Genomic DNA, 20,712 nt, shown 5'->3' with positions numbered 1-20,712 from the left:
GGCGCTCGCCTATTGGACGTCCTGGTACTGGGTTGCCACGCTTTCCATGTTGTCCTTGGACTGCTGGCCGACCGCGAGAAAGGCGCCCAGCGCCGCGACCGAGATCACCGACGCGACGATCGCGTATTCGACCGCGGTGGCGCCGGTCTTGTCCTTCAGCAGGGCATCGAGTTTCTTGAGCATTGTCTGGTCCCCCCGGCGGCAAGCCGAAGGGCCGCCCGTCGCGCGAGCCTATGCCACGGCCGGGTTATGAAGGCGTTAACCCAAACCTGGATGGTGGAGCGGCGCTGCGACTATTTCTTGTCCTTGCCGTTCCCGTTCCCATTGCCGTTACCGTTGCCGCCGGTCCAAGTGCCGCCACCGCCGGTGCCGCCGGTCGAGCCAGTCGAGCCGCCAGATCCGCCGGTGGACGTACCGGTTCCCGATCCCGTGCCACCACCCGACGACGTACCACCGCCGGTTGAAGTGCCGCCGCCTGTAGACGTGCCACCCCCAGTCGAAGTTCCACCCCCCGTCGAAGTGCCACCGCCTGTCGTCGTGCCACCGCCTGTCGTCGCGCCACTCCCCGTCGAAGTGCTGCCCCCGGTGGACGTGCCGGAACCCGTAGTGCTTCCCGTCGAACCACCGGTCGTGCTCCCGGTCCCGCCGGAGGATGTTCCGCCAGAGCTGCTCCCGCCGGAGCCACCTCCGTTCCCATTTCCGTTCCCGTTACCGTTACCGTTACCGTTGCCGCCACCACCGTTTCCGTTGGTGTTCCCGCTGCCTCCGCTGCCACTGCCGTCGCTGCTGCCGCCGCCATCGTCACTGCTGCCGCTACCCGATGCGCCGGAGTCCGCGACGGACGAGCTGACCGAATCATAGGTGGTGGCCACCTCGCTGCCGAGCGCGCCGATCGCCCCCATGCTGGCGACGGCAATCAATGCAGCCATCATGGCGTATTCGAGCGTCGAGGCGCCCGTCGTGTCGCGGGCGATCCTGTGAAGGGTAGTCATTGGTGTCCTGGTCTCCACGTGTGTGGAGCCGATGTAGGATGCATCCCTGTAATGCATGCACAACGAACATGCTTTCGATTTGGCAAACGGATCGCGCGGAGATGTGTGTGGACACGTCTTCGAACAGCCGCAACTTCACTTGGCGTTCACCTGTGCGCTGGCTATAGGCTCGGTCCATGATCACCAAGTCGACGACTGCTTCGCATCGCGGGCTGCGCACCGCACTCGCCGCCCTCCTGCTGGGTTCGACCCTCGTTGTAGCGGGGTGCGCGCGCGGCGGCGGCGACCAGGCGGACACAGCCTACGTCGCGCGGGACGTGGAAACGCTCTATGCAGAGGCGAAGAGCCGGCTCGATCGCGGCAATTCCAAAATGGCCGCCGCCCTGTTCGACGAGGTGGAACGCCAGCACCCCTATTCGCCTTGGGCACGCCGGGCACAGCTAATGAGCGCGTTCAGCTATTATGTCGCGGCAGATTACAACTCCGCTATCCAGAGCGCGCAGCGGTTCCTGTCGATACATCCGGGTAACAAGGATGCGCCCTATGCCTACTACCTGATCGCGCTCAGCTATTACGAGCAGATCAGCGACGTGCAGCGTGATCAGAAGATTACCGAACAGGCTCAGCGCGCGCTGGCCGAGGTGGTCCGTCGATTCCCCAACACCGAATATGCCAATGATGCGCGTCTGAAGCTCGACCTCGTGAACGACCATCTCGCCGGCAAGGAGATGGAGATCGGGCGTTTCTACGAGCGGTCGGGCAAGTGGATCTCGGCCCAGCTACGTTTCCAGAACGTGGTCGAGAACTACCAGACCACCAGCCACGCGCCCGAAGCGCTGTATCGCCTGACGGAAACGAGCCTCTCGCTCGGCCTCAAGGAAGAGGCAGTGAAATACGCGGCGGTTCTCGGCGCCAATTATCCCGGTACCGAATGGTATGAGAAGGCTTACGAGCTCGTTGGCGACAATGCCGCGGGCGTCACCGCCAGCTGAGCGGCATCTGCCGCACTGATTTTATCCGCCAAGACTTGAAATTCCGGTCCGTCCGCTGCATCTAGGTCGCGCGGACCGGGCCCCTCTGGCGCGCGCCTTTTCGGCGCACGTGATGTCGGACCGCATCGGACATGCCGATGTGGATAGGTGGGCCAAGCGCTTTCTCCTCGAGACCATCGGCGTTCGATCGATGTGAAATTCGAAGGAGGACGTTTTATCATGAAATAGGCACTTGCAACGGCGGCGCTCGCTCTGGCGGCATCTGGTGTCGCGGTCGCCCAGACCAAGGAATGGAGCTTTGGCGACGGAACGGCGGCGGAACGCTGGTCCGAGGTCGATGCTGCGTATGCTGCCTGCGATGCCGGCCACATGCAGTCGCCGATCGACCTCGTCGATCCGGACGCACGAGCCACGGTGGAGCTCGAGACCCATTTCGGCACGGCTGCCGGCAAGCTCTCGCTCGGCAAGCAGAAGGTGCAGATCGATTTCGACCCCGGTCAGGATAAGGGCATGAAGAGCGGCGATACGCAGTACGATCTGCTTCAGGTCCACTTCCACACGCCTGCCGAACACGCCTTTGACGGGGAGCGCCATCCGCTGGTCGCCCACTTCGTCCACGCGACCGAGGAGGGCAGGCTGGGCGTGCTCGGTGTCATGTTCACCGAAGGCGAGGCGAATCCCGGCATCGCGGCCCTGCTGCAGGCGCACGCGAAGGGCAACGGTACCGCGCTGACGGTCGATATCGACGACATGGTCCCCGATACGCTCGCGGTGTGGCGCTACATGGGCTCGTTGACGACACCGCCCTGCACGGAAGGCGTGAACTGGCACGTTGCGAACGAGCCGGTCGAAGCCAGCGCCGAACAGATAGCGGCACTGCGAGCAGTGCTCGGTTCAAGTGCGCGTTCTCTGCAGGAGCGCAAGGGGCGCCTGCTGGTGGCTCCGCGCTGAGCAACCCGTAACGGAGGATAAGCAGGCCGCGCCAGCGTGATTGCGGGTGCGGCCTGCGCTATCTATGTCAGCAGAATGCTGACCCGCCTTTCCATCCGCAACATCGTGCTGATCGAGGCGCTCGATCTTGATTTCGCAGGCGGCCTCGGTGTGCTCACCGGCGAAACGGGCGCGGGCAAGTCGATCCTGCTCGACGCGCTTGGACTGGTCCTGGGCGATCGCGCCGACAGCGGCCTGGTGCGGGCAGGGCAGGCCAAGGCCAGCGTCACAGCCAGTTTCGAGTTCGCGCGCTTGCCCGATGCCTTGGCTGAGGCGCTCGACGATGCCGATATCGAGATGGAGGCGGGCGAGCCGATGATCGTGCGCCGGCAGCTGAAGGCAGACGGCGGATCCAAGGCTTTCATTAACGACCAGCCCGTCGGCGTGGCTTTGTTGCGCACCCTCGGCAGCGCCCTCGTCGAACTTCATGGCCAGCACGACGATCGCGGCCTGGTGAATGCCCGTGGCCACCGCGCCTTGCTCGATCGCTTTGCCGGCATCGACGGAAAAACACTGGAGTCAGCCTGGTCCACGTGGCGACGCGCCGAGGATCGCCTTGCCGAAGCGCGCGGTGAAGTCGACCGGATCCGCGAGGATCAGGACCTGCTGCTGGCGCATCTGACCGAACTCAACGCGATCGAGCCGCAAGCGGGGGAGGAAGCGCGCCTCGCCGAGGTTCGCGCCACGATGCAGAAGGGCGAACGCCTCGCCGAAGACCTCGAGGAACTGCGGCGCATGTGGGAAGGATCGGACGCGCCGCTGGCGGCGCTTCGGTCCGCCGCGCGCAGGCTCGACCGGATCGCGCCCGAGCACGACCTACTTGCCGAGGCACTGGCAAGCCTCGACCGGGCGATCATCGAGGCGGGCGAGGCCGAGGATCGGCTCAATTCTGCCGCCGACACATTAATCCACGATCCGGAGGAACTCGAGCGGGCCGAGACGCGCTTGTTCGAGCTGCGAGCGCTTGCCCGCAAGCACCGCTGCGAGGTCGACGACCTGCCGGAGAAGATGCGCGTGATGCGCAGCCAGCTCGATGCGATCGAAGGCGGCGAGGCGCAGCTGGATGCGCTGGAACAGGCAGCCCGCGAAGCAGGCGCGGCCTTCCGTGCGCTGGCGGCAAAGGTGCACGAGGCGCGCTTGTCTGCGGCGAGGCAGCTCGACGAAGCGGTTGCCGCCGAGCTCGCGCCCCTCAAGCTCGATTCCGCGCAGTTCCGGACATCGATCGAGGAGTTGCCCGAAGAGCGCTGGGGCGCGCACGGCATGGACGGGGTCGAATTTCTCATCTCGACCAATCCGGGAGCGGAGTTCGCGCCGCTGGCCAAGATCGCGTCCGGTGGCGAGCTCTCCCGGTTCATCCTCGCCCTGAAGGTCGCGCTGGCCGAGCAGGGCGGGGCGGCGACGATGATCTTCGACGAGATCGACCGCGGGGTCGGCGGTGCAGTCGCCAGCGCGATCGGCGAGCGGCTCGCACGGCTTGCCGATGGCGGCCAGGTGCTGGTCGTCACCCACAGTCCGCAGGTCGCGGCTCGTGGCGCCCGCCACTACATGATCGCCAAGACTTCTGAAGGCACCGTCACGCGCACGTCGGTCGTCCTTCTCGATCCCGCCGAGCGGCAGGAAGAGATCGCCCGCATGCTTAGCGGCGCCGAAGTGACCGCCGAAGCGCGGGCGCAGGCCGATCGGCTGCTGGAAGGCGTCTAGCCTCGTAAAATGTCAGGTGGGCGCAAGCCGTTCGATTCGCCGGATTTTCTCGTCATTTTGGCGCTGGGGCGGGAGCCGCCCGGCGGATCGGCCGTTTCAGTTCCTGCAGGGGTGCAGAGGAGAGCTGCCATGGAATATGAACTGCTGGACCACACGCCCTATCGATCGTTCCAGTTCGACGAACCCAAGCGTCGCGCCAAACGCCAGCGGGCGATGAACATCCCGGACGAGGATCGGACTGCCGGCCGGCCAGACGGTCAGATGAGCTAGAGCGGGCCGCGCTACGGGCGCAGCCTGGTCTCGGCTTCGGGCATGTACTCGCGCGTCAGCGGCAGTACGCGCCGGTTGCGGCAGTACTGGATCTGGTAATTGCACATACCGCCACCCTCGAAGCTCGAGGTCGCCCCGGCGAGATAGAAGGTCCACATCCGGAAGAATGTCTCGTCGTACATCGCGACGATGGCGTCGCGATTGGCCATGCAGTTGGCGTACCACGCACGCAGGGTCCTGGCGTAATGCAGCCGGAGCATCTCGATATCGCTGGCGATCAACCGGAATTTCTCACTCGCGGCGACAGTTTCGGACAAGGCAGGAATATAGCCGCCCGGGAAGATGTACTTGCGGGTGAAGGCATCCGTCATGCCCGGTCCGCCGATCCGGCCGATCGTGTGGAGCAACATGACGCCATCGCCGGTCAGAAGATTGGCGCAGGACTTGAAGAAGGTTTCGAACTGCGGACGGCCGACATGCTCGAACATGCCGACCGATACGATCCGGTCGTAGCGCGTGCTGCGCTCCGGTAGCTCGCGGTAATCGATCAGCTCGAACGTTACCCGGTCGGAAACGCCGGCTTCCTCGGCACGCTGCCGGGCGAGCTCGATCTGCTCGCGCGACAGGGTAATGCCGTGGACTTTCAGGTCAAAATGACGGGCGAGATAGATCGCCATCCCGCCCCAGCCACAACCGATGTCGAGCACGCTCTGCCCGTCGTCCAGCGCCAGCTTCGCCGCGATATGCGCCAGCTTGGCTTCCTGTGCCTGGCCAAGCGTTTCGACCCCGTCGGCCCAATAGGCGCAGGAATACTGCATGTGCTCTGGGTCGAGCATGAGTTTGTAGAGATCGTTGCCGATGTCGTAGTGATGCGAGACGTTCTTCTGCGAACCGATCCGGTCGTTTACAGCCTCGCGCGCGAAGGCGATCCGGTTGGCAAGGCGACGCAGCCTTGTGGGGCCACCGATGGTCCCGCCGCGGTCCCAGGGCTGGTTCGACCGGAGCAGTTCGACCAGCTCCATGATACCGCCTTCGTCCAGCACCAGCCGACCGTCCATGTAGGCCTCGGCCGCGCCCAGCCTCGGGTCGAGCAGGATGTCACGCGGGACCTTGCTGTCGGTGAAGTGGAGCCTGACGTCCGGAAACCCGGGATCCGCCTTGCCGAACTGTTCCCTTGAGCCATCGGCAAACGTCACCTCCAGAGTGCCGCGCTTGACGATGCCATCGAGATACCGGTTTACCAGCCGCTTGCTCATTGTGCCTTGATACTGGCGCAAGTGCCTGCGTGTCACCCCTGAAGTCCAGTTTTGCGCCTCGGAACATGCGACTAGACGCTGCGTCTATAGTCCAGACAGGAAATTGCCGATGATGCGAAGAGTGTTCTTGCCCCCGTTCGTCGCGACCTTCGCGGCTTTCGTTCTGAGTGGCTGTGTTCCGGCGGGAACTCCCGCGGAGTCGCCCAACGAGCCGGTGGGCGGCTTTACGACCGAGCTTCCCGATACTCCCGGCATAGCCTTGCTGCGCCACGTGCTGGACGAGCACTTCGAAGCCCGACCTGCGAACGTGAAAACCGTCTGCGCGACGATCCTATCCGATGAGGCAACACCGAAGGCGCTTCCCGAAAGCGTCGAGACGGCCTTGATCGAACGTTATCCGGAACTGGCTCCCTACGATCGCTGCGTCTGGAAGGGCGGACAGATCGTCGATTCGATCACGGGTGAATCGGCGCGCCTCTACCAGGTCCATTCCCTCGAATGTGTCGCCAGCGACGACTGCACCGGCATGGCCGGGTGGATCTCGGCGAACCTCGGTGCCGAATACGACCAGTACCGCGTCAACAAAGGCCTGGCCGGGTGGCGCTTCGACAAGACCGGCCTGGCAGTCATGTCCTGACCGGTTTTGTGACTTTGCCGCGCGCGGGTGCTGGGGCATAGGCAGACACGATGACCAAGCCTTCCGATATGAGCGAAGCCGACGCCGCCAATGAACTCATGCGGCTCGCCAGGCAGATCGCCCACCACAACCGGCTTTATCACGCCGAGGACGATCCGGAGATCACCGACCAGGAGTACGACGCGCTGGTGCGGCGCAATGCCGAGCTGGAGGAGGCGTTTCCGCATCTGATCCGTCACGATTCTCCGTCCGTAGCTGTCGGCCACGAGGTAGCTGCCTCGCCCTTGTCGAAGGTGCAGCATGCAGTGCGCATGATGAGCCTCGACAATGCGTTTGCGGACGAGGAAGTGGCGGAATTCGTCGCCCGCGTGAAGCGCTTCCTCAGTCTCGGCGAGGACGAACCCGTAGCGTTCACCGCCGAAGACAAGATCGACGGGCTGTCCTGCTCGCTGCGCTACGAGCATGGCAAGCTCGTGATGGCAGCAACGCGTGGCGACGGGCAGACCGGCGAAAACGTTACCCCCAACGTGCAGCATATCGCCGATATTCCGCAGCAGTTGAGCGGCAAGGACGTGCCCGAGATGTTCGAGATACGTGGCGAAGTCTACATGGAAAAACAGTCATTTGCCGCGCTCAATGCTGCACAGGCGGATGCCGGCGGCAAGCTGTTCGCCAACCCGCGCAACGCGGCGGCGGGCTCGCTGCGACAGAAGGATGCGAGCGTCACTTTGCAACGCCCGCTACGCTTCTGGGCGCACGGATGGGGCGCGGCCAGCGCGGTTCCGGGCAAGACCCAGGTCGAGGTAATTCGCGCGATCGAAAGCTGGGGTGTGCCAGTCTCACCGCTGTTCGCTCGGTGCGAGACGCTTGAGGAAATGCTGCAGCATTACCGCAGCATCGGCGACGCTCGCGATGGGCTCGGCTACGAGATCGACGGCGTGGTCTACAAGGTCGATCGGCTCGACTGGCAGCAGCGATTGGGGTTCGTCGCAAAGGCCCCGCGCTGGGCGATCGCGCGCAAGTTCCCCGCCGAACGTGCCGAGACCACGCTGGAGGCGATCGACATCCAGGTCGGTCGTACGGGCAAGCTGACACCGGTCGGCAGGCTCGCCCCGGTGCTGGTCGGCGGCGTCACCGTGACCAATGTCACGCTGCATAATCGCGACGAGATCGCGCGGCTCGGCGTGCGTCCGGGGGACCGCGTAGTGATCCAGCGCGCCGGGGATGTGATCCCTCAAGTCGTCGAGAACCTCACCCGCGATGCCGAGCGCGAACCCTTCGCATTCCCCGATCACTGCCCGGAGTGCGGAAGCGAGGCTGTTGCGGAGGAAGGCGAGGTCGACGTGCGCTGCACCGGCGGCCTGATCTGTCCAGCGCAGCGAACCGAGCGGCTCAAGCACTTCGTGAGCCGTGCCGCGCTGGATATCGACGGGCTCGGCGAAAAGACGATCGACCAGTTCTTCGCCCTCGGCTGGCTGGAAAGTCCGGCAGATATATTCCGCCTCAAGGACCGGCGGGAGGACATTCTCGCGCTAGACGGATGGAAGGAAACGTCGGTCGACAAGCTGCTCGCCAGTATCGAGGCGCGACGTTCGCCCGATGCCGCGCGGCTGCTGTTCGGCCTCGGCATCCGGCATGTCGGCGCGGTCACCGCACGTGATTTGCTCAAGCATTTCCACGGCCTCCCGATGCTCCGCGAAACAGCGGAAAGGGCGCACGGGGGCGATGATGGCGCCGCAGCAGAACTGACCGCGATCGACGGTATCGGGTCGGCCGTTGTCGAGGCACTCGGCGATTTCTTTCACGAGGATCACAACGTCGCGGTCTGGGAAGACATTCTCGGCGAAGTCACACCGCCCCGCTACGAGATCGAGACACTCGCAAGCCGGGTGGCCGGCAAGACCGTCGTCTTTACCGGCAAACTGGAAACGATGAGCCGCGACGAGGCCAAGGCCCAGGCCGAACGGCTTGGTGCCAAGGCTAGTGGATCGGTGAGCGCCAAGACGGACTTGCTGGTCGCCGGGCCGGGTGCTGGCAGCAAGCTGAAGAAAGCCGCCGAACTAGGCATCGAGGTTATCGACGAGGCAGGGTGGGCACAGATCGTGGAGGAGGCGGGATGAGCCTGCTCGCGGAACTCCATCCGCAGGCGGCGCGGATAGCTGCACTGCTGCGTGCACGGGGCGAAAAGATCGCGGTCGCCGATGGCGCGACCGGGGGCCTGCTCGTGGCCAGCCTGCTCACCGTGCCCGGCGCGCTCGATTTCTTCGTGGGTGGCGGCGTGGTCTACTCGCTGCGGGCGCGGGACGTGCTGTTCGATCTGCCGCGCGACGCCTACCGCGGTGCAACCGGCACCAGCGAGCATTACGCCTTGCTGCAGGCGCGCGGCATCCGCGACAATTTCCAGGCCGATTGGGGGCTGGCCGAAAGCGGGTCGGTCGGCGGCTCGACCCATCCGAGCGGTGCGCCCGCAGGCCGAAGCTGCGCCGCCGTGGCAGGGCCGCTGGATACCATGTGGACGCATGTCACCGTGACCGGCAGCGACGAGCGCATCGCCAACATGGAGACCTTCGCCCGCGCCGCGCTGGCGCATCTGGAGACGGTTCTGTCGGAGGCTCGCTGAGCCCGCTCAGTCGTTCGGCATCAGGTGGATCTCGCGGACGCAGGAGGTGTCCGGCTGCTCGAGCGCGAACACAACCGCATCCGCCACGTCCTTGGGCTGCAGCTTGGTCGGCTTCTCTTCGTCGAAGAATTCGGTGTTGACCATGCCCGGCGAAATGACCGTGCAGCGGCCACCCCATTCGCGCATTTCCTCTGCGAGATTGCCTGCGAAGCCGTGGATGAACCATTTCGTCGCCGAATAGATCGAACCCTTCATGTGGTCGCGCCCGGCCTTTGACCCGGTGACGATGAACTGGCCCTTTGCCTTGCGCAGGTGCGGCAGCGCGGCGTGCGCCGTGTACAGCACTGCCATGACGTTGAGGTGGATCATGTCGTGCCATTCGTCCGGCCTGCCATTTTCCACCCCGGGATGCTCCACCCCCTTGCCGGCATTGGCGAAGACCGCGTCGAGCCCGCCAAACCTTGCAACCGTGTCGGCAACCGCTTTGGCCACGGCATCGCGGTCGGTCACATCGCATGGCAGGGCCAGCGCGCAATCGCCCAGCTCGCCGGCGAGGTCCGATAGTTTGTCCTGCGATCGGGCGAGCAGGGCGACGTTCCACCCCGCCTTTGCTGCTGCCCTGGCGGTGGCTGCGCCGATGCCGCTCGATGCGCCGGTAATGAGAAGGGTGCGGGCCATGTTTTGCTCCTTGGTCAGTGCTTTCGCGTGACCAAGGTTTCGGAGCGACCGACGTTCCCTAGTCCGGTATGTAATCCGGTGCGCGTTTTTCCAGGAAGGCGCGCATGCCCTCGGCGAAGTTGGGGCTGGCGCTGGTCATGAGCTGGTTGCGGTTCTCGATCGCCATCACCGCTTCCAGGCTCTGCCCGTCGATGGCGAGCGCGAGGCCTTCCTTGGTCATCCGAAGCCCCTTCGGCGAGGCGTTGAGCATGTCTTCGACATAGCCCTGTGCGGTGGCCTCGAGCGCATCCTCGGCGACGACCTCGTTGACCAGCCCGACTGCCAGCGCGCGTTCCGCATGAATGAAGCGACCTGTCAGCATGAGTTCGCTCGCCAAAGTCAGCCCGACGATGCGCGGCAGGAAGTAGCTCACCCCCATGTCGCAACTGGACAGGCCCAGCTTGATGAAGGCGGAATTCATCTTCGCGCTGGTCGCGGAAATGCGAATGTCGCTGGCAAGGGCAAAGGCGAAGCCACCGCCGCATGCCGCGCCCTGGATGCAGGTGACGATCGGCTGCGGGCAGCGGCGCATCTTGATGTAGACGTCGGCAAGGTAGCCCTGGAAGGAGAACCCGCCACCAAAGGGAATTTCCGCCTCGCTGTCAGAGCGCTCCTTGATATCGAGACCGGCACAGAAGGCCTTGCCCGCGCCACGCATCACGACGACGCGCACCGACCCGTCGTTGTAGAGCTTCCCGAAATAATCGTTCAGCTCTTCGACCATCTTCAGGTTGATCGCATTGAGGCTGCCCGGCCGATCGAGGGTCAGCCAGTCGGCAGCGCCGCGCTTCTCGATGGTTATCGTCTCGTACACCAGATTGCTCTCCCGCATCGTCAGCTTCAGCCTGTCGCAAGTCTGGCACGGCTACTGCCGGTTGGCGAGGGGGGTCGCGGAACCCGAACGCGGTTTCGCGGCTTGATCGGGTATACCCAGGCAGGAGTGAGCATCGTGGAACTTTCGGCAATTTCGGCATTCCTACTCAAGTTCGGAGCCGTGCTGCTGATCCTCAACGAAATCCGCGGCTTCGTGATGGCCGCCCCGATCGTCTGGTCGCTTTACCAGCATGGCGGATCGGCGATGACCTGGTTCATCACCATGTGCATGCTGGCAGGTATCGCGTTTTCGGTCATCGTTCCGCTGATGCTCGCCGCGTGGGCCAAGGAAAAGCTGGCCAGGCGCGCTGCCCTCGCGAACTAGTCCGGGATCCATTTCATCACGCCGCCCGCAAAGGGCGTCCACCAGCCTGTTTCGACACCCGCTTCTGCAAGGATGTCGCCGGTCCACTGGTTGCAGGTGTTGCCGAGGTGATAACTGCCGCCAGTCTCGTAGAAGACATCCTGTGCGTAGTAACCGGGATACATCCGGCGCTGTCGGCCGATCCGGGCCTGTGCCTCGATTGCAGCCACCAGCCGGGCGTATTCGTGTGCACGCAGGGTCAATCTGCGAATGTCCGCTGCCGGGGCGGGGCGGATGTAATGCGCGACGTGGAGCAGGGCATCGCTCCCGGCCATTGCATGCCACACCGTCGAAAGCCTCAGATCTGCCCAGGTTTCCGTTTCCAGGAAGACCTCCCGCTGCCCCCAGCTGATCGAGACATGCGTGTAGGGCGCGTCGCTGGCCTCGATGTCGGACGCGGGAAAATCTCTGCGCCAGTCCTTTTGGGGGGTCACCAAGGGCAGCACGAGCGCCGTGTGTACGCCGTTGGTCTCGACCATGATCGCTATGCCGTCGTCGGGCTCGGTCCAGCCGGAGTTGCGCGGAATGCTGCTGCCGATCCAGCCGGCCAGCACGAACAGGCCCAGCGCAAGCGCCAGCCAAGCCAGCGCCTTGCCAGCGAACCTCAGCGCGCGTTGCGCCGTCGCAGCCACAGGATCGACCAGTCGCCGTTGACGATGCGGGCCGCTAGCCTGAAGCCAGCGCGCCGATAGGCTGCCCGCACGTCGCCTTCCTGCGTTTCGAGCAGACCCGCCAGCACCACACTTCCACCGGGCGGGACGACCGCGGCCAAATCCGGTGCGAGATCTATGAGCGGTCGGGCGAGGATGTTGGCAATCAGGAGATCGTAGGGGGCGCGCGCCTGCAGCAGCGGATCGTCCATGCCGTCGGCGATCAACATCGTCAGTTCGCCTGCGCCCGCGCCTTCGCGAATCGCGTTCGAGACCATGTTTCGCTCGACCACCGGCAGGCACACGGGATCGATGTCGGAAGCAGTCGCTTGCGCGCTCGGCCACAATTCCATCCCCGCGAATGCCAGCAACCCGGTCCCGGTGCCGATGTCCGCGATCGTGCGTGCGACGACGCCGCGTCGCTTCATCGCCGTAAGCATCGCGAGACACCCGGCGGTCGTCTCGTGCTGGCCCGTGCCGAAGGCCTGGCTCGCCGGGATGGCGAAGCTGCGCAGGGCAGGGTCCTCGCTCGGCGGGTAATCCGGCGTGTGGATGTAGAATCGGCCTGCGCGGATCGGTTCGACCCCTTGCTGGCTGGTCACGACCCAATCCTCTTCGGGCAGTTTCCGGGCCGACATTTCGGGGTTCATGTCTCCGAAAAGAGCGGCGACGGCCTTTCGGTCCTGCGCGTTCGGCTTGCGCGGCAAGTATGCCTCGAGCACCCAGTCATCGGGCTGGTCCGGCGCGACCTCGAAGCCTGTCAGGACGACTTCATCGTCCCATGATGGATCGGCTTCCTGCGCTGCCAGCGCGGCTTCGATCACCGGCTTGTCGGCATAGGCCGTGAGCTTCCAGCTGGTCATTCGGCCGCTTCCCCGGAATCTGCTTCCTTCGCCAGGCGCGCATCGAGCCGCTTGCCTGCTGCATCGACATATTCGAAACAGGCGCTGCGATCTTCGACGAGGCCACCCTGCGCAATGCGGACCTCCATCGCGCTTGCCGAGGGATGGGGAGTGACGAGGATACCGCAGCCGATCGATTTCATCCGTTCCAGGCCGGCCCTGAACTGGGCGACATAGGCGGGATGATCGGAGAATCGGTATTCGTCGGCGGAAATCGGCGAGAGGCTGTCGATGTAATTGATCGTCATCGCGGGATTACCATGCGCGCTTCTCGCTTGCCACTGCCAGCTCATCGCTCCCGGGGTGTGACCGGGAGTTTCCCATCCTATGATCGACAGGTCACCGACCTGTACCGCCATGTTGTCTTCGGCGATGCCCGCAACGCGCACCGGATCGAAGCGGTTGGCGATGGCCCTCTGTGGATCGTCCGATGACGGTCCTCCCGTCTCCATCGTCGTACGCGCCCCTTTCGACGACAGGACGACCGCACCGCTCAATTCCTGCAATTTCGCCAGTCCGCCCACGTGGTCGTCATGTTCGTGGCTGAAGAGGATCACCTTGACGTCGCGGATATCGAACCCGGCGGCAGCGATGTTCGCGGCGATCAGGTCGGCGCCCTTCACCGTGCCCCCGTCGATCAGCACGTGGCCGTCGCTTCCGGCGATCAGGATCGCGCTGATGCCGCAGGTCCCGACATACCAGCTGTTGCCGTAAATGCGAAACGCAGGGCCGGGCTTGTTCCAGTCGTCCCAAGCCTCGCATCGCTCTGCCCATGCGGCTTGCGAGGGATCCGGGTCGTCGAACTCGGCTGGTTGCGTCGCTCCGAGGCAAGCGAGGGCAAGGGCGCAAAATGCGGTTCTAGCGGACATAGCTTGCTCCGTTGGCGTCGATCGTCGCGCCGGTCATGCTGGGTGGCCCCTCGAGCGCGCAGAAGGTCGCGATCGTGGCGATTTCGTCGGGTGTCGCGACCCGCCCGAGCGGGATGTCCGCGAGCAGACCCGCTCCGCCGCGGCTTTCGAGGTAATCGCCTGCCATGGCCGTGTCGGTGAAGCCGGGCGTGATCGCGAAGCTCAGGATGTTCTCGGCGGCATAGGCGCGCGCGATGGTCTTGTGCATCGCCAGCATTCCGCCCTTGGCCGCCGCGTAATGCCAATGTGCGGGCGAATCGCCGCGATGTCCGGCACGGCTCGCGACGTGCACGATGCGCCCGCCGGAGCGTTTTTCCTGCCAGTGCAGAACGGCGTGGCGGGCCAGCTGGGCAGCGCTGGAGAGGTTGATCGCGAGCGTCTTTTCCCATCCGGCGAGCCATTCCGCATCGCTCGCGCCAAGTGGTGTTGCCTCGAACAGTCCCGCGTTCAAAATTACCGCGTCGATAGTTCCGCCGGAACGGGCCAGTGCCTCAGTCCAAAGCGCCGCCGCTGCTCCGGCATGGGCCAGATCCGCGCCGATTGTATGCTCGTCGCCGGCCGAACTCGCATGGCCGATCACGGTCGCCCCGCGCACTTCGAGTTGCCGCCGGATCGCGGCGCCGATGCCGCGCGAACTGCCGGTGAGAAGGATGGTGGTCATCCGCGCCCTATTGGCAAATTTGCGAGTGAAGTCGAGCGCCGTCCTGCGGGAAAGCCCGCTTGCCTCGCGTGTTGCATACGCTAAGGGGTGCACACGCAACGTCCCAACAGGAAAGCCTTGCCGATGGCCAATCGCCCGACAGCCCCGCACCTGCAGATCTGGAAATGGGGGCCGCACATGCTCGTTTCCATTCTCCACCGCGTCACTGGAGACGGCCTCGCGCTCGTCGGTCTCGCCGTGCTGCTGTGGTGGCTCGGCGCAATGGCTGGCGGGCCTGCCTCCTATGCGACCTTCGCGGAGGTGATGACGTCGCCGATCGGCTATGTCGTGCTGGTCGGTCTCTCCTGGGCGTTTTTTTCGCATCTGACGTCCGGCCTGCGGCACTTCGTGCTCGACATCGGGGCGGGCTACGAACTCGACATCAACAAGACCTGGTCGATTGCCGCGCCGATCATCGGCATCGCCCTCACCGTGGCCTTCTGGGCCATCATTCTTCTCAAGTAGGTTTCGCAAATGGGTAACGGTACTTCTCTCGGACGCGTACGCGGGCTCGGCTCCGCGCACGAGGGCGCGCATCACTGGATGGTCCAGCGCTTCACGGCGATCGGCAACCTTGTCTCGGTGCTCTTCCTGGTGGGCAGCATCCTGATGCTGCCCGACCTGTCCTACGCGACCGCCACCGGCTTTTTCAGCGAGCCGGTCCCGGCGACCGTCCTGGCCCTGCTGGTCGTATCGACTTTCTGGCACGCGCGGCTCGGCCTGCAGGTGCTGGTCGAGGATTACGTTCACGATGCTGGCACCAAGTTCGGCGTGATCGCGCTGCTCAACCTCGCAGCCATCGCGGGCGCCGCCTTCGGCGTGTTCTGCATCGTCCGTCTCGCTCTTGGTGGAGGAGCTGCCTGATGCCTGCTGACACTTTCGAAATCGGCGGCCGCGCCTATCCGATCGTCGACCACACATACGACGTCGTGGTCGTGGGGGCCGGTGGATCCGGCCTTCGTGCGACCATGGGTGCAGCCGAAGCCGGTCTGCGCACGGCGAATATCTCCAAGGTCTTCCCGACCCGCTCGCACACCGTGGCAGCGCAAGGCGGCATCGCCGCCAGCCTCGGCAACAATTCGCCCGACCACTGGTCGTGGCACATGTACGATACCGTCAAGGGATCCGACTGGCTCGGCGACCAGGACGCGATCGAATACATGGTGCGCGAAGCCCCGCAGGCGGTCTACGAACTCGAGCACGCCGGCGTGCCCTTCAGCCGCAACGAAGACGGGACGATCTACCAGCGGCCCTTCGGCGGGCACATGCAGAACATGGGCGAAGGCCCGCCGGTGCAGCGCACATGCGCCGCGGCCGACCGTACGGGGCACGCCATGCTCCACGCGCTCTACCAGCAGAGCCTGAAGTACGACGCGGACTTCTTCATCGAGTATTTCGCGATCGACCTGATCATGAAGAACGGCGCCTGCGTCGGCGTGATCGCGCTGTGCCTCGACGACGGGACGATCCACCGCTTCCGCTCGCACTCGGTCGTGCTGGCGACCGGCGGCTACGGCCGCTGCTACTATACCGCGACTTCGGCCCATACCTGCACCGGCGACGGTGGCGGGATGGTGCTGCGCGCAGGCCTGCCGCTGCAGGACATGGAATTCGTCCAGTTCCACCCGACCGGGATCTACGGTGCGGGCGTGCTCATCACCGAAGGCGCGCGCGGCGAGGGCGGTTACCTCACCAACTCCGAGGGCGAGCGCTTCATGGAGCGCTATGCACCTAGCGCAAAGGACCTCGCCAGCCGCGACGTCGTTAGCCGCTCGATGGCGCTCGAAATGCGCGAAGGGCGCGGCGTGGGGCCCAATGGCGACCACATCTACCTGCACCTCGACCACATCGATCCGGCGATCCTGGCCGAACGCCTGCCGGGCATCACCGAAAGCGGCAAGATCTTTGCAGGTGTCGACCTGACGCGCCAGCCGCTCCCTGTCACCCCGACCGTGCACTACAACATGGGCGGCATCCCGACGAACTATCACGGCGAGGTCGTGACAATCGGCGACGACGGCAATCCGGAAACGGTCGTGCCAGGCCTGTTCGCCGTGGGCGAGGCGGCCTGCGTCTCGGTGCACGGCGCCAACCGGCTGGGCTCCAATTCGCTGATTGACCTCGTGGTCTTCGGCCGCGCCACCGGCCATCGCCTCAAGGAGCTGATCAAGCCCGGCACCTCGCATGACGAACTGCCGTCGGATAGCGCCGAAATGTCGCTCACCCGGCTCGACCACTTCCGCAACGCAAAGGGCGGGTCGCCCACGGCCGCGATCCGGACCGAGATGCAGCAGTCGATGCAGAAGCATTGCGCGGTCTTCCGCGACAGCGCGCTGCTGTCCGAAGGGGTCGAGCAGCTGAAGGCGGTCAACAAGCGGATGGAAGACGTGGACGTGATCGACCGCTCGCTCATCTGGAACACCGATCTCGTCGAGACGCTCGAGCTCGACAACCTGATGGCGCAGGCCAACGTCACCATCGCCAGTGCCGAGAATCGCAAGGAAAGCCGCGGCGCGCACGCGCATGAGGATTTCCCCGATCGCAACGACGGCGAATGGATGAAGCATACTGCCGCCTGGTTCGAAGGCTGGGGCGGCAAGGGCGGCGGTGTCCGGATCGATTATCGCCCGGTGCACGAATACACGCTCACCGACGACGTCGAATACATCAAGCCCAAGAAACGGGTGTACTGACCGGATTTTGCGGCGCGCGGCTCACCGCGGGCGAAGCAGGTCCCTGAGGCCCCGTCTGGGTTTGGCCTGACCTGCTTCCTCGCGCGCGAGTTCCCGTGCCCTGCGATCGTGCTCGATTGCCGTTTCACGCAGCCTGCGCTTAACCACCGGATCGGCGTGCTGCGCGGCAAGCTTCCGGGCGGACCTTGCCAGCTGCTGGAAGTAAATCGAATCGCGCAAATCGGTCATGATGCCTCGCAGCTAGCGCGGTCCTGCCGGCGGCGATTGGATTTTTCCGACGGTTGCGCCACTGCGGGACAAGGGTTTCGCCATCCATGGTTCATTCGATCGAGGCATATGTAGCGCGATGAGCACGATCAGGAAACGGTGGGGGGTGATGGCGGCAATCGCGCTTGCGAGCGCGTGCACTGCCTCCGGATTGTCCACGCCGCCCCGACAGCTTGGGGCCGAGCCTTTCTATGCCAAGCATGTGGATGCCGCCGGAATACCGGTCCTTTCGTCGGCACGGGTGCCGGACGCAGCGCTGCTCGCCGCTAGCGACATGATCGAAGGGATGCTGGCGAAGCGCCCCGATTTTGCGCAATGGCTCTCGCAGAACGATTATCGCGTTGCCATAATCGCAGAGGACGAGGCATTGCTCGACCTGCCGGACAAGGCAAACTGGACCAGGCCCGCGCCCGACGATCCGCGTCTGACGCGGTGCGAGCGCAAGCATTATGTCACGCGCATCGGCGCACTTTCCGATCGGGCATACTGGGACGCTCGGGCGAGGGGCATCGGCGGCGAGCGTACGGTCGGGTCGGAGGAGGATGTCCTCGGCTATCCCTCGACGAGGTACTGGGGCGAGACGATCTTCGTCCACGAGATGGCGCATAATGTCCTGTTCGCGATCGAGGCGATCGACAAGCCGCTCTACGCGCAAATCGAAGCAGCCTATGCCAATGCGCTTTCGAAGGGGCTGTGGCTCAACGAATATGCCACGACCACCATCCAGGAATACTGGGCGGAAGGGACGCAGATCTGGTTCAACTCGAACCGGCTCGTTGTGGTCGACGGCGTCTGGATACTGAACCATCCCGACCTCGCGGCCTACGACCCGGAACTCTATGCCGTACTTGCCAAGGCGTATCCGCAGACACACCGCCTCGCATCCGATCCTTTCGCGATGAGCGCTGCTCGCGTGCCGCCCGGACCCGTGCCGAGGAATACCGCCGAAGAATGCTGAGACCCGCTCGGGCCGGTCGACGGCTTGGGCAAGGTTGCAGTTTGTCGGGCGGCGTCACTCCTTCGCAGAGCTCCATACGACCGCTTCCGATTATTCATCCGCGCTTAATGTTTACAAACGTAGTCGATATGACTACAGGCGTAATCGAAAGGTCGGGGAGGCCGAAATGGCGCGTGAGGATATTTCCGGAGAGCGGATCAGCGAAGCCGAACACGCTGTCATGGAGGTCTTGTGGGACCGCCATCCCCTGACGGCCACGGAGGTTTGCGACGAAGTCTGCCGGACGCGCGACTGGAGCTTGCCGACCGTGAAGACGCTGCTCTCGCGCCTCGTGACGAAGCAGGCGATCAGGACCGAACCCGACGGGCGCAGGTTCCTTTATTCACCGATCATCGAGCGTTCCACTTATGTCGGCGGCGAGTCCCGGCGACTGGTCGATCGCCTGTTCGGCGGGCGAGCCGCCACGCTGTTTGCCAATCTCGCAGAGCAGGAAGTCCTGAGCGATGACGATCTCGCCGAGATCGAGCGTCTCTTGAAGGAGATGCGCAAATGAGCTGGCTAATCGACACGCTCGTATGGACCGGGTTGCTGATCGCGCTGGTCCTCGTTCTTCGCCGGCCTATTTCGCGCCATCTCGGTGCGGGCGCCGCCTATGCCCTCTGGTGTCTGCCGGCTTTGCGGCTCGTTCTTCCACCGCTGTTGCTCCCCGCTTGGATGAAACCCGCCGGCCAAATAGCTGCAACCCCCGCGGCACCGTTGGCGACCGAGTTGTCGAACGCCGACCTCGTCCTGGCACCGGTAGCGAATGTTCCGGTCGAGCAGGTTTCGCCGACGGTGATCGCCTCGATCGACTGGTCGACGATTGCCGTGCTGGCGTGGCTGGCGGGCGCCCTGACGTTCCTGGTCATGCGCTTTCGAGCTTATCGCCGGATGCGCGCCGTGATGCTCGCCAACGCGGTCGAGGTGGGGGCTATCGGAAAGGTCCGCCTGGTCGAGACGCCGCTCACTGAAGCCCCGATCGCTTTCGGCGTGGCCGAGAAGATCATCGCGCTGCCCGAAGGCTTTCTCGACCGGACCGATCGCACCGTTCGCGATCTCGCGCTGGCGCACGAGCTGGCGCATCATCACGGGCACGACCTGCTGGTCAATTTCGCGATCCAGCCGCTTTTCGCACTGCACTGGTTCAATCCCTTGTGCTGGCTGGGCTGGCATGCGCTGCGCTGCGACCAGGAGGCGGCTTGCGATGCCCGGGTGGTGCGCCAACGCCCGCAAGAGGAGCGTGCCCGGTACGCCGAAGTCATCGCCGGCTTCGCGACCAGCCCCCGCCTGGCACTGGCGGCACCGATGGCCTGCCCCGTGCTCGGCGATAAATCCATAATTCACCGGTTGAGGAGCCTGACCATGAGTTCACCATCCCCACGTCGCCGCCGCCTCGGCAGCCTCGGTTTTGCCGCAGCGGCGTTCGCGCTGCCGCTGACCGCGACGATCAGCTACGCCGAAGCCCCGCAGGACAAAGCGCCTTTACCACCTGCTCCTCCCGAGGCGCCCGGCGCTCCACTGCCGCCGGATCCGCCCTATGCGCCCGATGCGACCGACGACGCAGTCGAGATCCAGATTGAAGAAGCAGTGCAGGCGATCGAACAATCGGAACAGGAAATCGCCGAGGTGGAACGCGAGATTGCCGGGGTGGAACGCGAGATTGCCCGCGAAGAAAAGCGCATCGGGGATGCGGACGTCACCACCCGGCGAAAAGTCAGGGTCCTGCGCAAGGGTGAAGGCGCCCTGTCGGAGCAGGAACGCGCCGCGATCCTGGCCGATGTATCCGAAGCGATGGCAGACGTACGCATTGCGCTGGCAGAGGCGAAAGAGGCACGCAAATCGGCCTTTGCGCAAGTCCGCGCTTCAGGCAGCGACGTGGTCCGGATCGAGACCCGGTGCGAGAATAACGACATGGTGGCCAAGCGCGTTGGTGCCGACGGCAAGAAAGTCACCGTGGTCTGCGAATCGGCGGTCACTGCCAGCGCACTGCAAGGCCTGCGCGAAGCGAGGCGCGAGATTGCAGCCGATCCGCAGATGGACTCCGCCATCAAGGCCGAAGTGCTGCGCGGACTCGACGAAGCGATTGCCGAGGTAACGAGCGAAGGCTGACGCTTCTGCAAGCCTTGCGCCGGCGGCGGGTGCGTCCCCACCTGCCGCCTTCTCGGCCGCTCTATCCGAATTAA

Annotated in this window: 24 protein-coding genes; 14 read left to right on the top strand and 10 right to left on the bottom strand. The window is 64.6% G+C overall.

The features are described 5' to 3' along the window. Positions 1-9 precede the first annotated feature (9 nt). A complete protein-coding gene (locus GRI48_RS02545; protein ID WP_160670972.1) occupies positions 10-183 on the bottom strand; it encodes a Flp family type IVb pilin in 174 nt (57 codons plus the stop codon). Between the two features lie 110 nt (positions 184-293). Further along, positions 294-992, bottom strand: coding sequence for a Flp family type IVb pilin (locus tag GRI48_RS02540; protein WP_160670969.1), 699 nt, complete (start codon positions 990-992; stop codon positions 294-296). A gap of 176 nt (positions 993-1,168) precedes the next feature. On the opposite strand from GRI48_RS02540, the gene GRI48_RS02535 reads away from it, so the two are divergent. The 4 genes from GRI48_RS02535 (at position 1,169) to GRI48_RS02520 (ending at position 4,945) form a co-directional block, all read left to right on the top strand. Next, positions 1,169-1,984 carry an outer membrane protein assembly factor BamD gene (locus tag GRI48_RS02535; RefSeq protein ID WP_160670966.1) on the top strand — a complete coding sequence of 272 codons (816 nt, stop codon included), beginning with the start codon at positions 1,169-1,171 and terminating at the stop codon, positions 1,982-1,984. A gap of 252 nt (positions 1,985-2,236) precedes the next feature. Beyond that, positions 2,237-2,935 carry a carbonic anhydrase gene (locus GRI48_RS02530; RefSeq protein WP_160675267.1) on the top strand — a complete coding sequence of 233 codons (699 nt, stop codon included), beginning with the start codon at positions 2,237-2,239 and terminating at the stop codon, positions 2,933-2,935. 75 nt (positions 2,936-3,010) lie between these two features. Continuing rightward, positions 3,011-4,675: a DNA repair protein RecN gene (gene recN, locus GRI48_RS02525; RefSeq protein ID WP_160670963.1), complete on the top strand. Its 1,665-nt coding sequence runs from the start codon at positions 3,011-3,013 to the stop codon at positions 4,673-4,675. A gap of 129 nt (positions 4,676-4,804) precedes the next feature. Further along, positions 4,805-4,945 carry a hypothetical protein gene (locus tag GRI48_RS02520; protein WP_160670960.1) on the top strand — a complete coding sequence of 47 codons (141 nt, stop codon included), beginning with the start codon at positions 4,805-4,807 and terminating at the stop codon, positions 4,943-4,945. Positions 4,946-4,956: 11 nt separating this feature from the next. Here GRI48_RS02520 and GRI48_RS02515 read toward each other — a convergent pair whose 3' ends face one another. Beyond that, entirely contained in the window at positions 4,957-6,201 is a 1,245-nt protein-coding gene (locus GRI48_RS02515) for an SAM-dependent methyltransferase (protein ID WP_160670957.1), read from the bottom strand. Positions 6,202-6,313: 112 nt separating this feature from the next. Here GRI48_RS02515 and GRI48_RS02510 point away from each other — a divergent pair, with 112 nt between their 5' ends. From GRI48_RS02510 to GRI48_RS02500, 3 genes are read left to right on the top strand one after another with little or no spacing between them, the layout of a single operon-like run. Continuing rightward, the gene (locus GRI48_RS02510; protein WP_160670954.1) at positions 6,314-6,838 is read left to right on the top strand and encodes a ubiquitin family protein; all 525 of its coding nucleotides are present in this window, start codon (positions 6,314-6,316) and stop codon (positions 6,836-6,838) included. Positions 6,839-6,888: 50 nt separating this feature from the next. Next, entirely contained in the window at positions 6,889-8,958 is a 2,070-nt protein-coding gene (ligA, locus tag GRI48_RS02505; protein ID WP_160670951.1) for an NAD-dependent DNA ligase LigA, read from the top strand. After that, positions 8,955-9,458 carry a CinA family protein gene (locus tag GRI48_RS02500; protein WP_160670948.1) on the top strand — a complete coding sequence of 168 codons (504 nt, stop codon included), beginning with the start codon at positions 8,955-8,957 and terminating at the stop codon, positions 9,456-9,458. Before ligA ends, GRI48_RS02500 begins: the two co-directional genes overlap by 4 nt. A 6-nt stretch (positions 9,459-9,464) precedes the next feature. Here the strand turns inward: GRI48_RS02500 and GRI48_RS02495 are convergent, their stop codons facing one another. Further along, positions 9,465-10,136: an SDR family oxidoreductase gene (locus tag GRI48_RS02495; RefSeq protein WP_160670945.1), complete on the bottom strand. Its 672-nt coding sequence runs from the start codon at positions 10,134-10,136 to the stop codon at positions 9,465-9,467. 58 nt (positions 10,137-10,194) lie between these two features. Further along, the gene (locus tag GRI48_RS02490; protein ID WP_160670942.1) at positions 10,195-11,007 is read right to left on the bottom strand and encodes an enoyl-CoA hydratase/isomerase family protein; all 813 of its coding nucleotides are present in this window, start codon (positions 11,005-11,007) and stop codon (positions 10,195-10,197) included. 117 nt (positions 11,008-11,124) lie between these two features. Between GRI48_RS02490 and GRI48_RS02485 the strand changes: the two genes are divergently transcribed. After that, positions 11,125-11,373, top strand: coding sequence for a hypothetical protein (locus GRI48_RS02485; protein WP_160670939.1), 249 nt, complete (start codon positions 11,125-11,127; stop codon positions 11,371-11,373). On the opposite strand, the gene GRI48_RS02480 is transcribed toward GRI48_RS02485, so the two are convergent. Genes GRI48_RS02480 through GRI48_RS02465 form a run of 4 tightly spaced genes read right to left on the bottom strand, consistent with a single transcriptional unit; the run spans position 11,370 to position 14,533 of the window. Further along, positions 11,370-12,044: a DUF2459 domain-containing protein gene (locus GRI48_RS02480; RefSeq protein WP_337190753.1), complete on the bottom strand. Its 675-nt coding sequence runs from the start codon at positions 12,042-12,044 to the stop codon at positions 11,370-11,372. The two genes, GRI48_RS02485 and GRI48_RS02480, sit on opposite strands and share 4 nt — an antisense overlap. Next, positions 12,017-12,925 (bottom strand): 50S ribosomal protein L11 methyltransferase, encoded by a 909-nt coding sequence (locus GRI48_RS02475; RefSeq protein ID WP_160670936.1) that lies wholly within the window; start codon positions 12,923-12,925, stop codon positions 12,017-12,019. The genes GRI48_RS02480 and GRI48_RS02475 overlap by 28 nt, the downstream gene beginning before the upstream one ends. Next, positions 12,922-13,833 carry a subclass B3 metallo-beta-lactamase gene (gene bla, locus GRI48_RS02470; RefSeq protein ID WP_160670933.1) on the bottom strand — a complete coding sequence of 304 codons (912 nt, stop codon included), beginning with the start codon at positions 13,831-13,833 and terminating at the stop codon, positions 12,922-12,924. Before bla ends, GRI48_RS02475 begins: the two co-directional genes overlap by 4 nt. Continuing rightward, complete coding sequence (locus tag GRI48_RS02465) at positions 13,823-14,533, bottom strand: SDR family NAD(P)-dependent oxidoreductase (protein WP_160670930.1); 711 nt, start codon at positions 14,531-14,533, stop codon at positions 13,823-13,825. The genes bla and GRI48_RS02465 overlap by 11 nt, the downstream gene beginning before the upstream one ends. 123 nt (positions 14,534-14,656) lie before the next feature. Between GRI48_RS02465 and sdhC the strand changes: the two genes are divergently transcribed. Genes sdhC through sdhA form a run of 3 tightly spaced genes read left to right on the top strand, consistent with a single transcriptional unit; the run spans position 14,657 to position 17,265 of the window. Beyond that, positions 14,657-15,037 carry a succinate dehydrogenase, cytochrome b556 subunit gene (gene sdhC / locus GRI48_RS02460; RefSeq protein ID WP_160670927.1) on the top strand — a complete coding sequence of 127 codons (381 nt, stop codon included), beginning with the start codon at positions 14,657-14,659 and terminating at the stop codon, positions 15,035-15,037. A gap of 9 nt (positions 15,038-15,046) precedes the next feature. Next, entirely contained in the window at positions 15,047-15,436 is a 390-nt protein-coding gene (gene sdhD, locus GRI48_RS02455; protein WP_160670922.1) for a succinate dehydrogenase, hydrophobic membrane anchor protein, read from the top strand. Continuing rightward, positions 15,436-17,265, top strand: a complete 1,830-nt coding sequence (sdhA, locus tag GRI48_RS02450; RefSeq protein ID WP_202389173.1) for a succinate dehydrogenase flavoprotein subunit — start codon at positions 15,436-15,438, stop codon at positions 17,263-17,265. The genes sdhD and sdhA overlap by 1 nt, the downstream gene beginning before the upstream one ends. A 21-nt stretch (positions 17,266-17,286) precedes the next feature. Here the strand turns inward: sdhA and GRI48_RS02445 are convergent, their stop codons facing one another. After that, positions 17,287-17,493: a hypothetical protein gene (locus GRI48_RS02445; protein ID WP_160670919.1), complete on the bottom strand. Its 207-nt coding sequence runs from the start codon at positions 17,491-17,493 to the stop codon at positions 17,287-17,289. 118 nt (positions 17,494-17,611) lie between these two features. On the opposite strand from GRI48_RS02445, the gene GRI48_RS02440 reads away from it, so the two are divergent. The 3 genes from GRI48_RS02440 (at position 17,612) to GRI48_RS02430 (ending at position 20,638) form a co-directional block, all read left to right on the top strand. Beyond that, on the top strand, positions 17,612-18,490 hold the full coding sequence (locus tag GRI48_RS02440; RefSeq protein ID WP_237451696.1) for a glycoside hydrolase: 879 nt from the start codon (positions 17,612-17,614) through the stop codon (positions 18,488-18,490). A 166-nt stretch (positions 18,491-18,656) separates the two neighbouring features. Beyond that, positions 18,657-19,043, top strand: coding sequence for a BlaI/MecI/CopY family transcriptional regulator (locus GRI48_RS02435; RefSeq protein ID WP_160670916.1), 387 nt, complete (start codon positions 18,657-18,659; stop codon positions 19,041-19,043). Continuing rightward, a complete protein-coding gene (locus GRI48_RS02430) occupies positions 19,040-20,638 on the top strand; it encodes a M56 family metallopeptidase (RefSeq protein ID WP_160670913.1) in 1,599 nt (532 codons plus the stop codon). The genes GRI48_RS02435 and GRI48_RS02430 overlap by 4 nt, the downstream gene beginning before the upstream one ends. The last annotated feature ends 74 nt before the right edge of the window (positions 20,639-20,712 follow it).

This window comes from Qipengyuania oceanensis (assembly GCF_009827535.1).
Lineage (GTDB): Bacteria > Pseudomonadota > Alphaproteobacteria > Sphingomonadales > Sphingomonadaceae > Qipengyuania_C > Qipengyuania_C oceanensis.
Note: the sequence above shows the minus strand (reverse complement) of the source record. Positions and strands in the feature narration are given on the sequence as shown.

Bases quoted from the DNA above. Each gene is read 5' to 3' on its own strand.
- GRI48_RS02545 (WP_160670972.1), bottom strand. From the start codon at position 183: ATGCTCAAGAAACTCGATGCCCTGCTGAAGGACAAGACCGGCGCCACC.
- GRI48_RS02540 (WP_160670969.1), bottom strand. From the start codon at position 992: ATGACTACCCTTCACAGGATCGCCCGCGACACGACGGGCGCCTCGACG.
- GRI48_RS02535 (WP_160670966.1), top strand. From the start codon at position 1,169: ATGATCACCAAGTCGACGACTGCTTCGCATCGCGGGCTGCGCACCGCA.
- recN (WP_160670963.1), top strand. From the start codon at position 3,011: ATGCTGACCCGCCTTTCCATCCGCAACATCGTGCTGATCGAGGCGCTC.
- GRI48_RS02520 (WP_160670960.1), top strand. From the start codon at position 4,805: ATGGAATATGAACTGCTGGACCACACGCCCTATCGATCGTTCCAGTTC.
- GRI48_RS02515 (WP_160670957.1), bottom strand. From the start codon at position 6,201: ATGAGCAAGCGGCTGGTAAACCGGTATCTCGATGGCATCGTCAAGCGC.
- GRI48_RS02510 (WP_160670954.1), top strand. From the start codon at position 6,314: ATGCGAAGAGTGTTCTTGCCCCCGTTCGTCGCGACCTTCGCGGCTTTC.
- ligA (WP_160670951.1), top strand. From the start codon at position 6,889: ATGACCAAGCCTTCCGATATGAGCGAAGCCGACGCCGCCAATGAACTC.
- GRI48_RS02500 (WP_160670948.1), top strand. From the start codon at position 8,955: ATGAGCCTGCTCGCGGAACTCCATCCGCAGGCGGCGCGGATAGCTGCA.
- GRI48_RS02495 (WP_160670945.1), bottom strand. From the start codon at position 10,136: ATGGCCCGCACCCTTCTCATTACCGGCGCATCGAGCGGCATCGGCGCA.
- GRI48_RS02490 (WP_160670942.1), bottom strand. From the start codon at position 11,007: ATGCGGGAGAGCAATCTGGTGTACGAGACGATAACCATCGAGAAGCGC.
- GRI48_RS02475 (WP_160670936.1), bottom strand. From the start codon at position 12,925: ATGACCAGCTGGAAGCTCACGGCCTATGCCGACAAGCCGGTGATCGAA.
- bla (WP_160670933.1), bottom strand. From the start codon at position 13,833: ATGTCCGCTAGAACCGCATTTTGCGCCCTTGCCCTCGCTTGCCTCGGA.
- GRI48_RS02465 (WP_160670930.1), bottom strand. From the start codon at position 14,533: ATGACCACCATCCTTCTCACCGGCAGTTCGCGCGGCATCGGCGCCGCG.
- sdhC (WP_160670927.1), top strand. From the start codon at position 14,657: ATGGCCAATCGCCCGACAGCCCCGCACCTGCAGATCTGGAAATGGGGG.
- sdhD (WP_160670922.1), top strand. From the start codon at position 15,047: ATGGGTAACGGTACTTCTCTCGGACGCGTACGCGGGCTCGGCTCCGCG.
- sdhA (WP_202389173.1), top strand. From the start codon at position 15,436: ATGCCTGCTGACACTTTCGAAATCGGCGGCCGCGCCTATCCGATCGTC.
- GRI48_RS02445 (WP_160670919.1), bottom strand. From the start codon at position 17,493: ATGACCGATTTGCGCGATTCGATTTACTTCCAGCAGCTGGCAAGGTCC.
- GRI48_RS02440 (WP_237451696.1), top strand. From the start codon at position 17,612: ATGAGCACGATCAGGAAACGGTGGGGGGTGATGGCGGCAATCGCGCTT.
- GRI48_RS02435 (WP_160670916.1), top strand. From the start codon at position 18,657: ATGGCGCGTGAGGATATTTCCGGAGAGCGGATCAGCGAAGCCGAACAC.
- GRI48_RS02430 (WP_160670913.1), top strand. From the start codon at position 19,040: ATGAGCTGGCTAATCGACACGCTCGTATGGACCGGGTTGCTGATCGCG.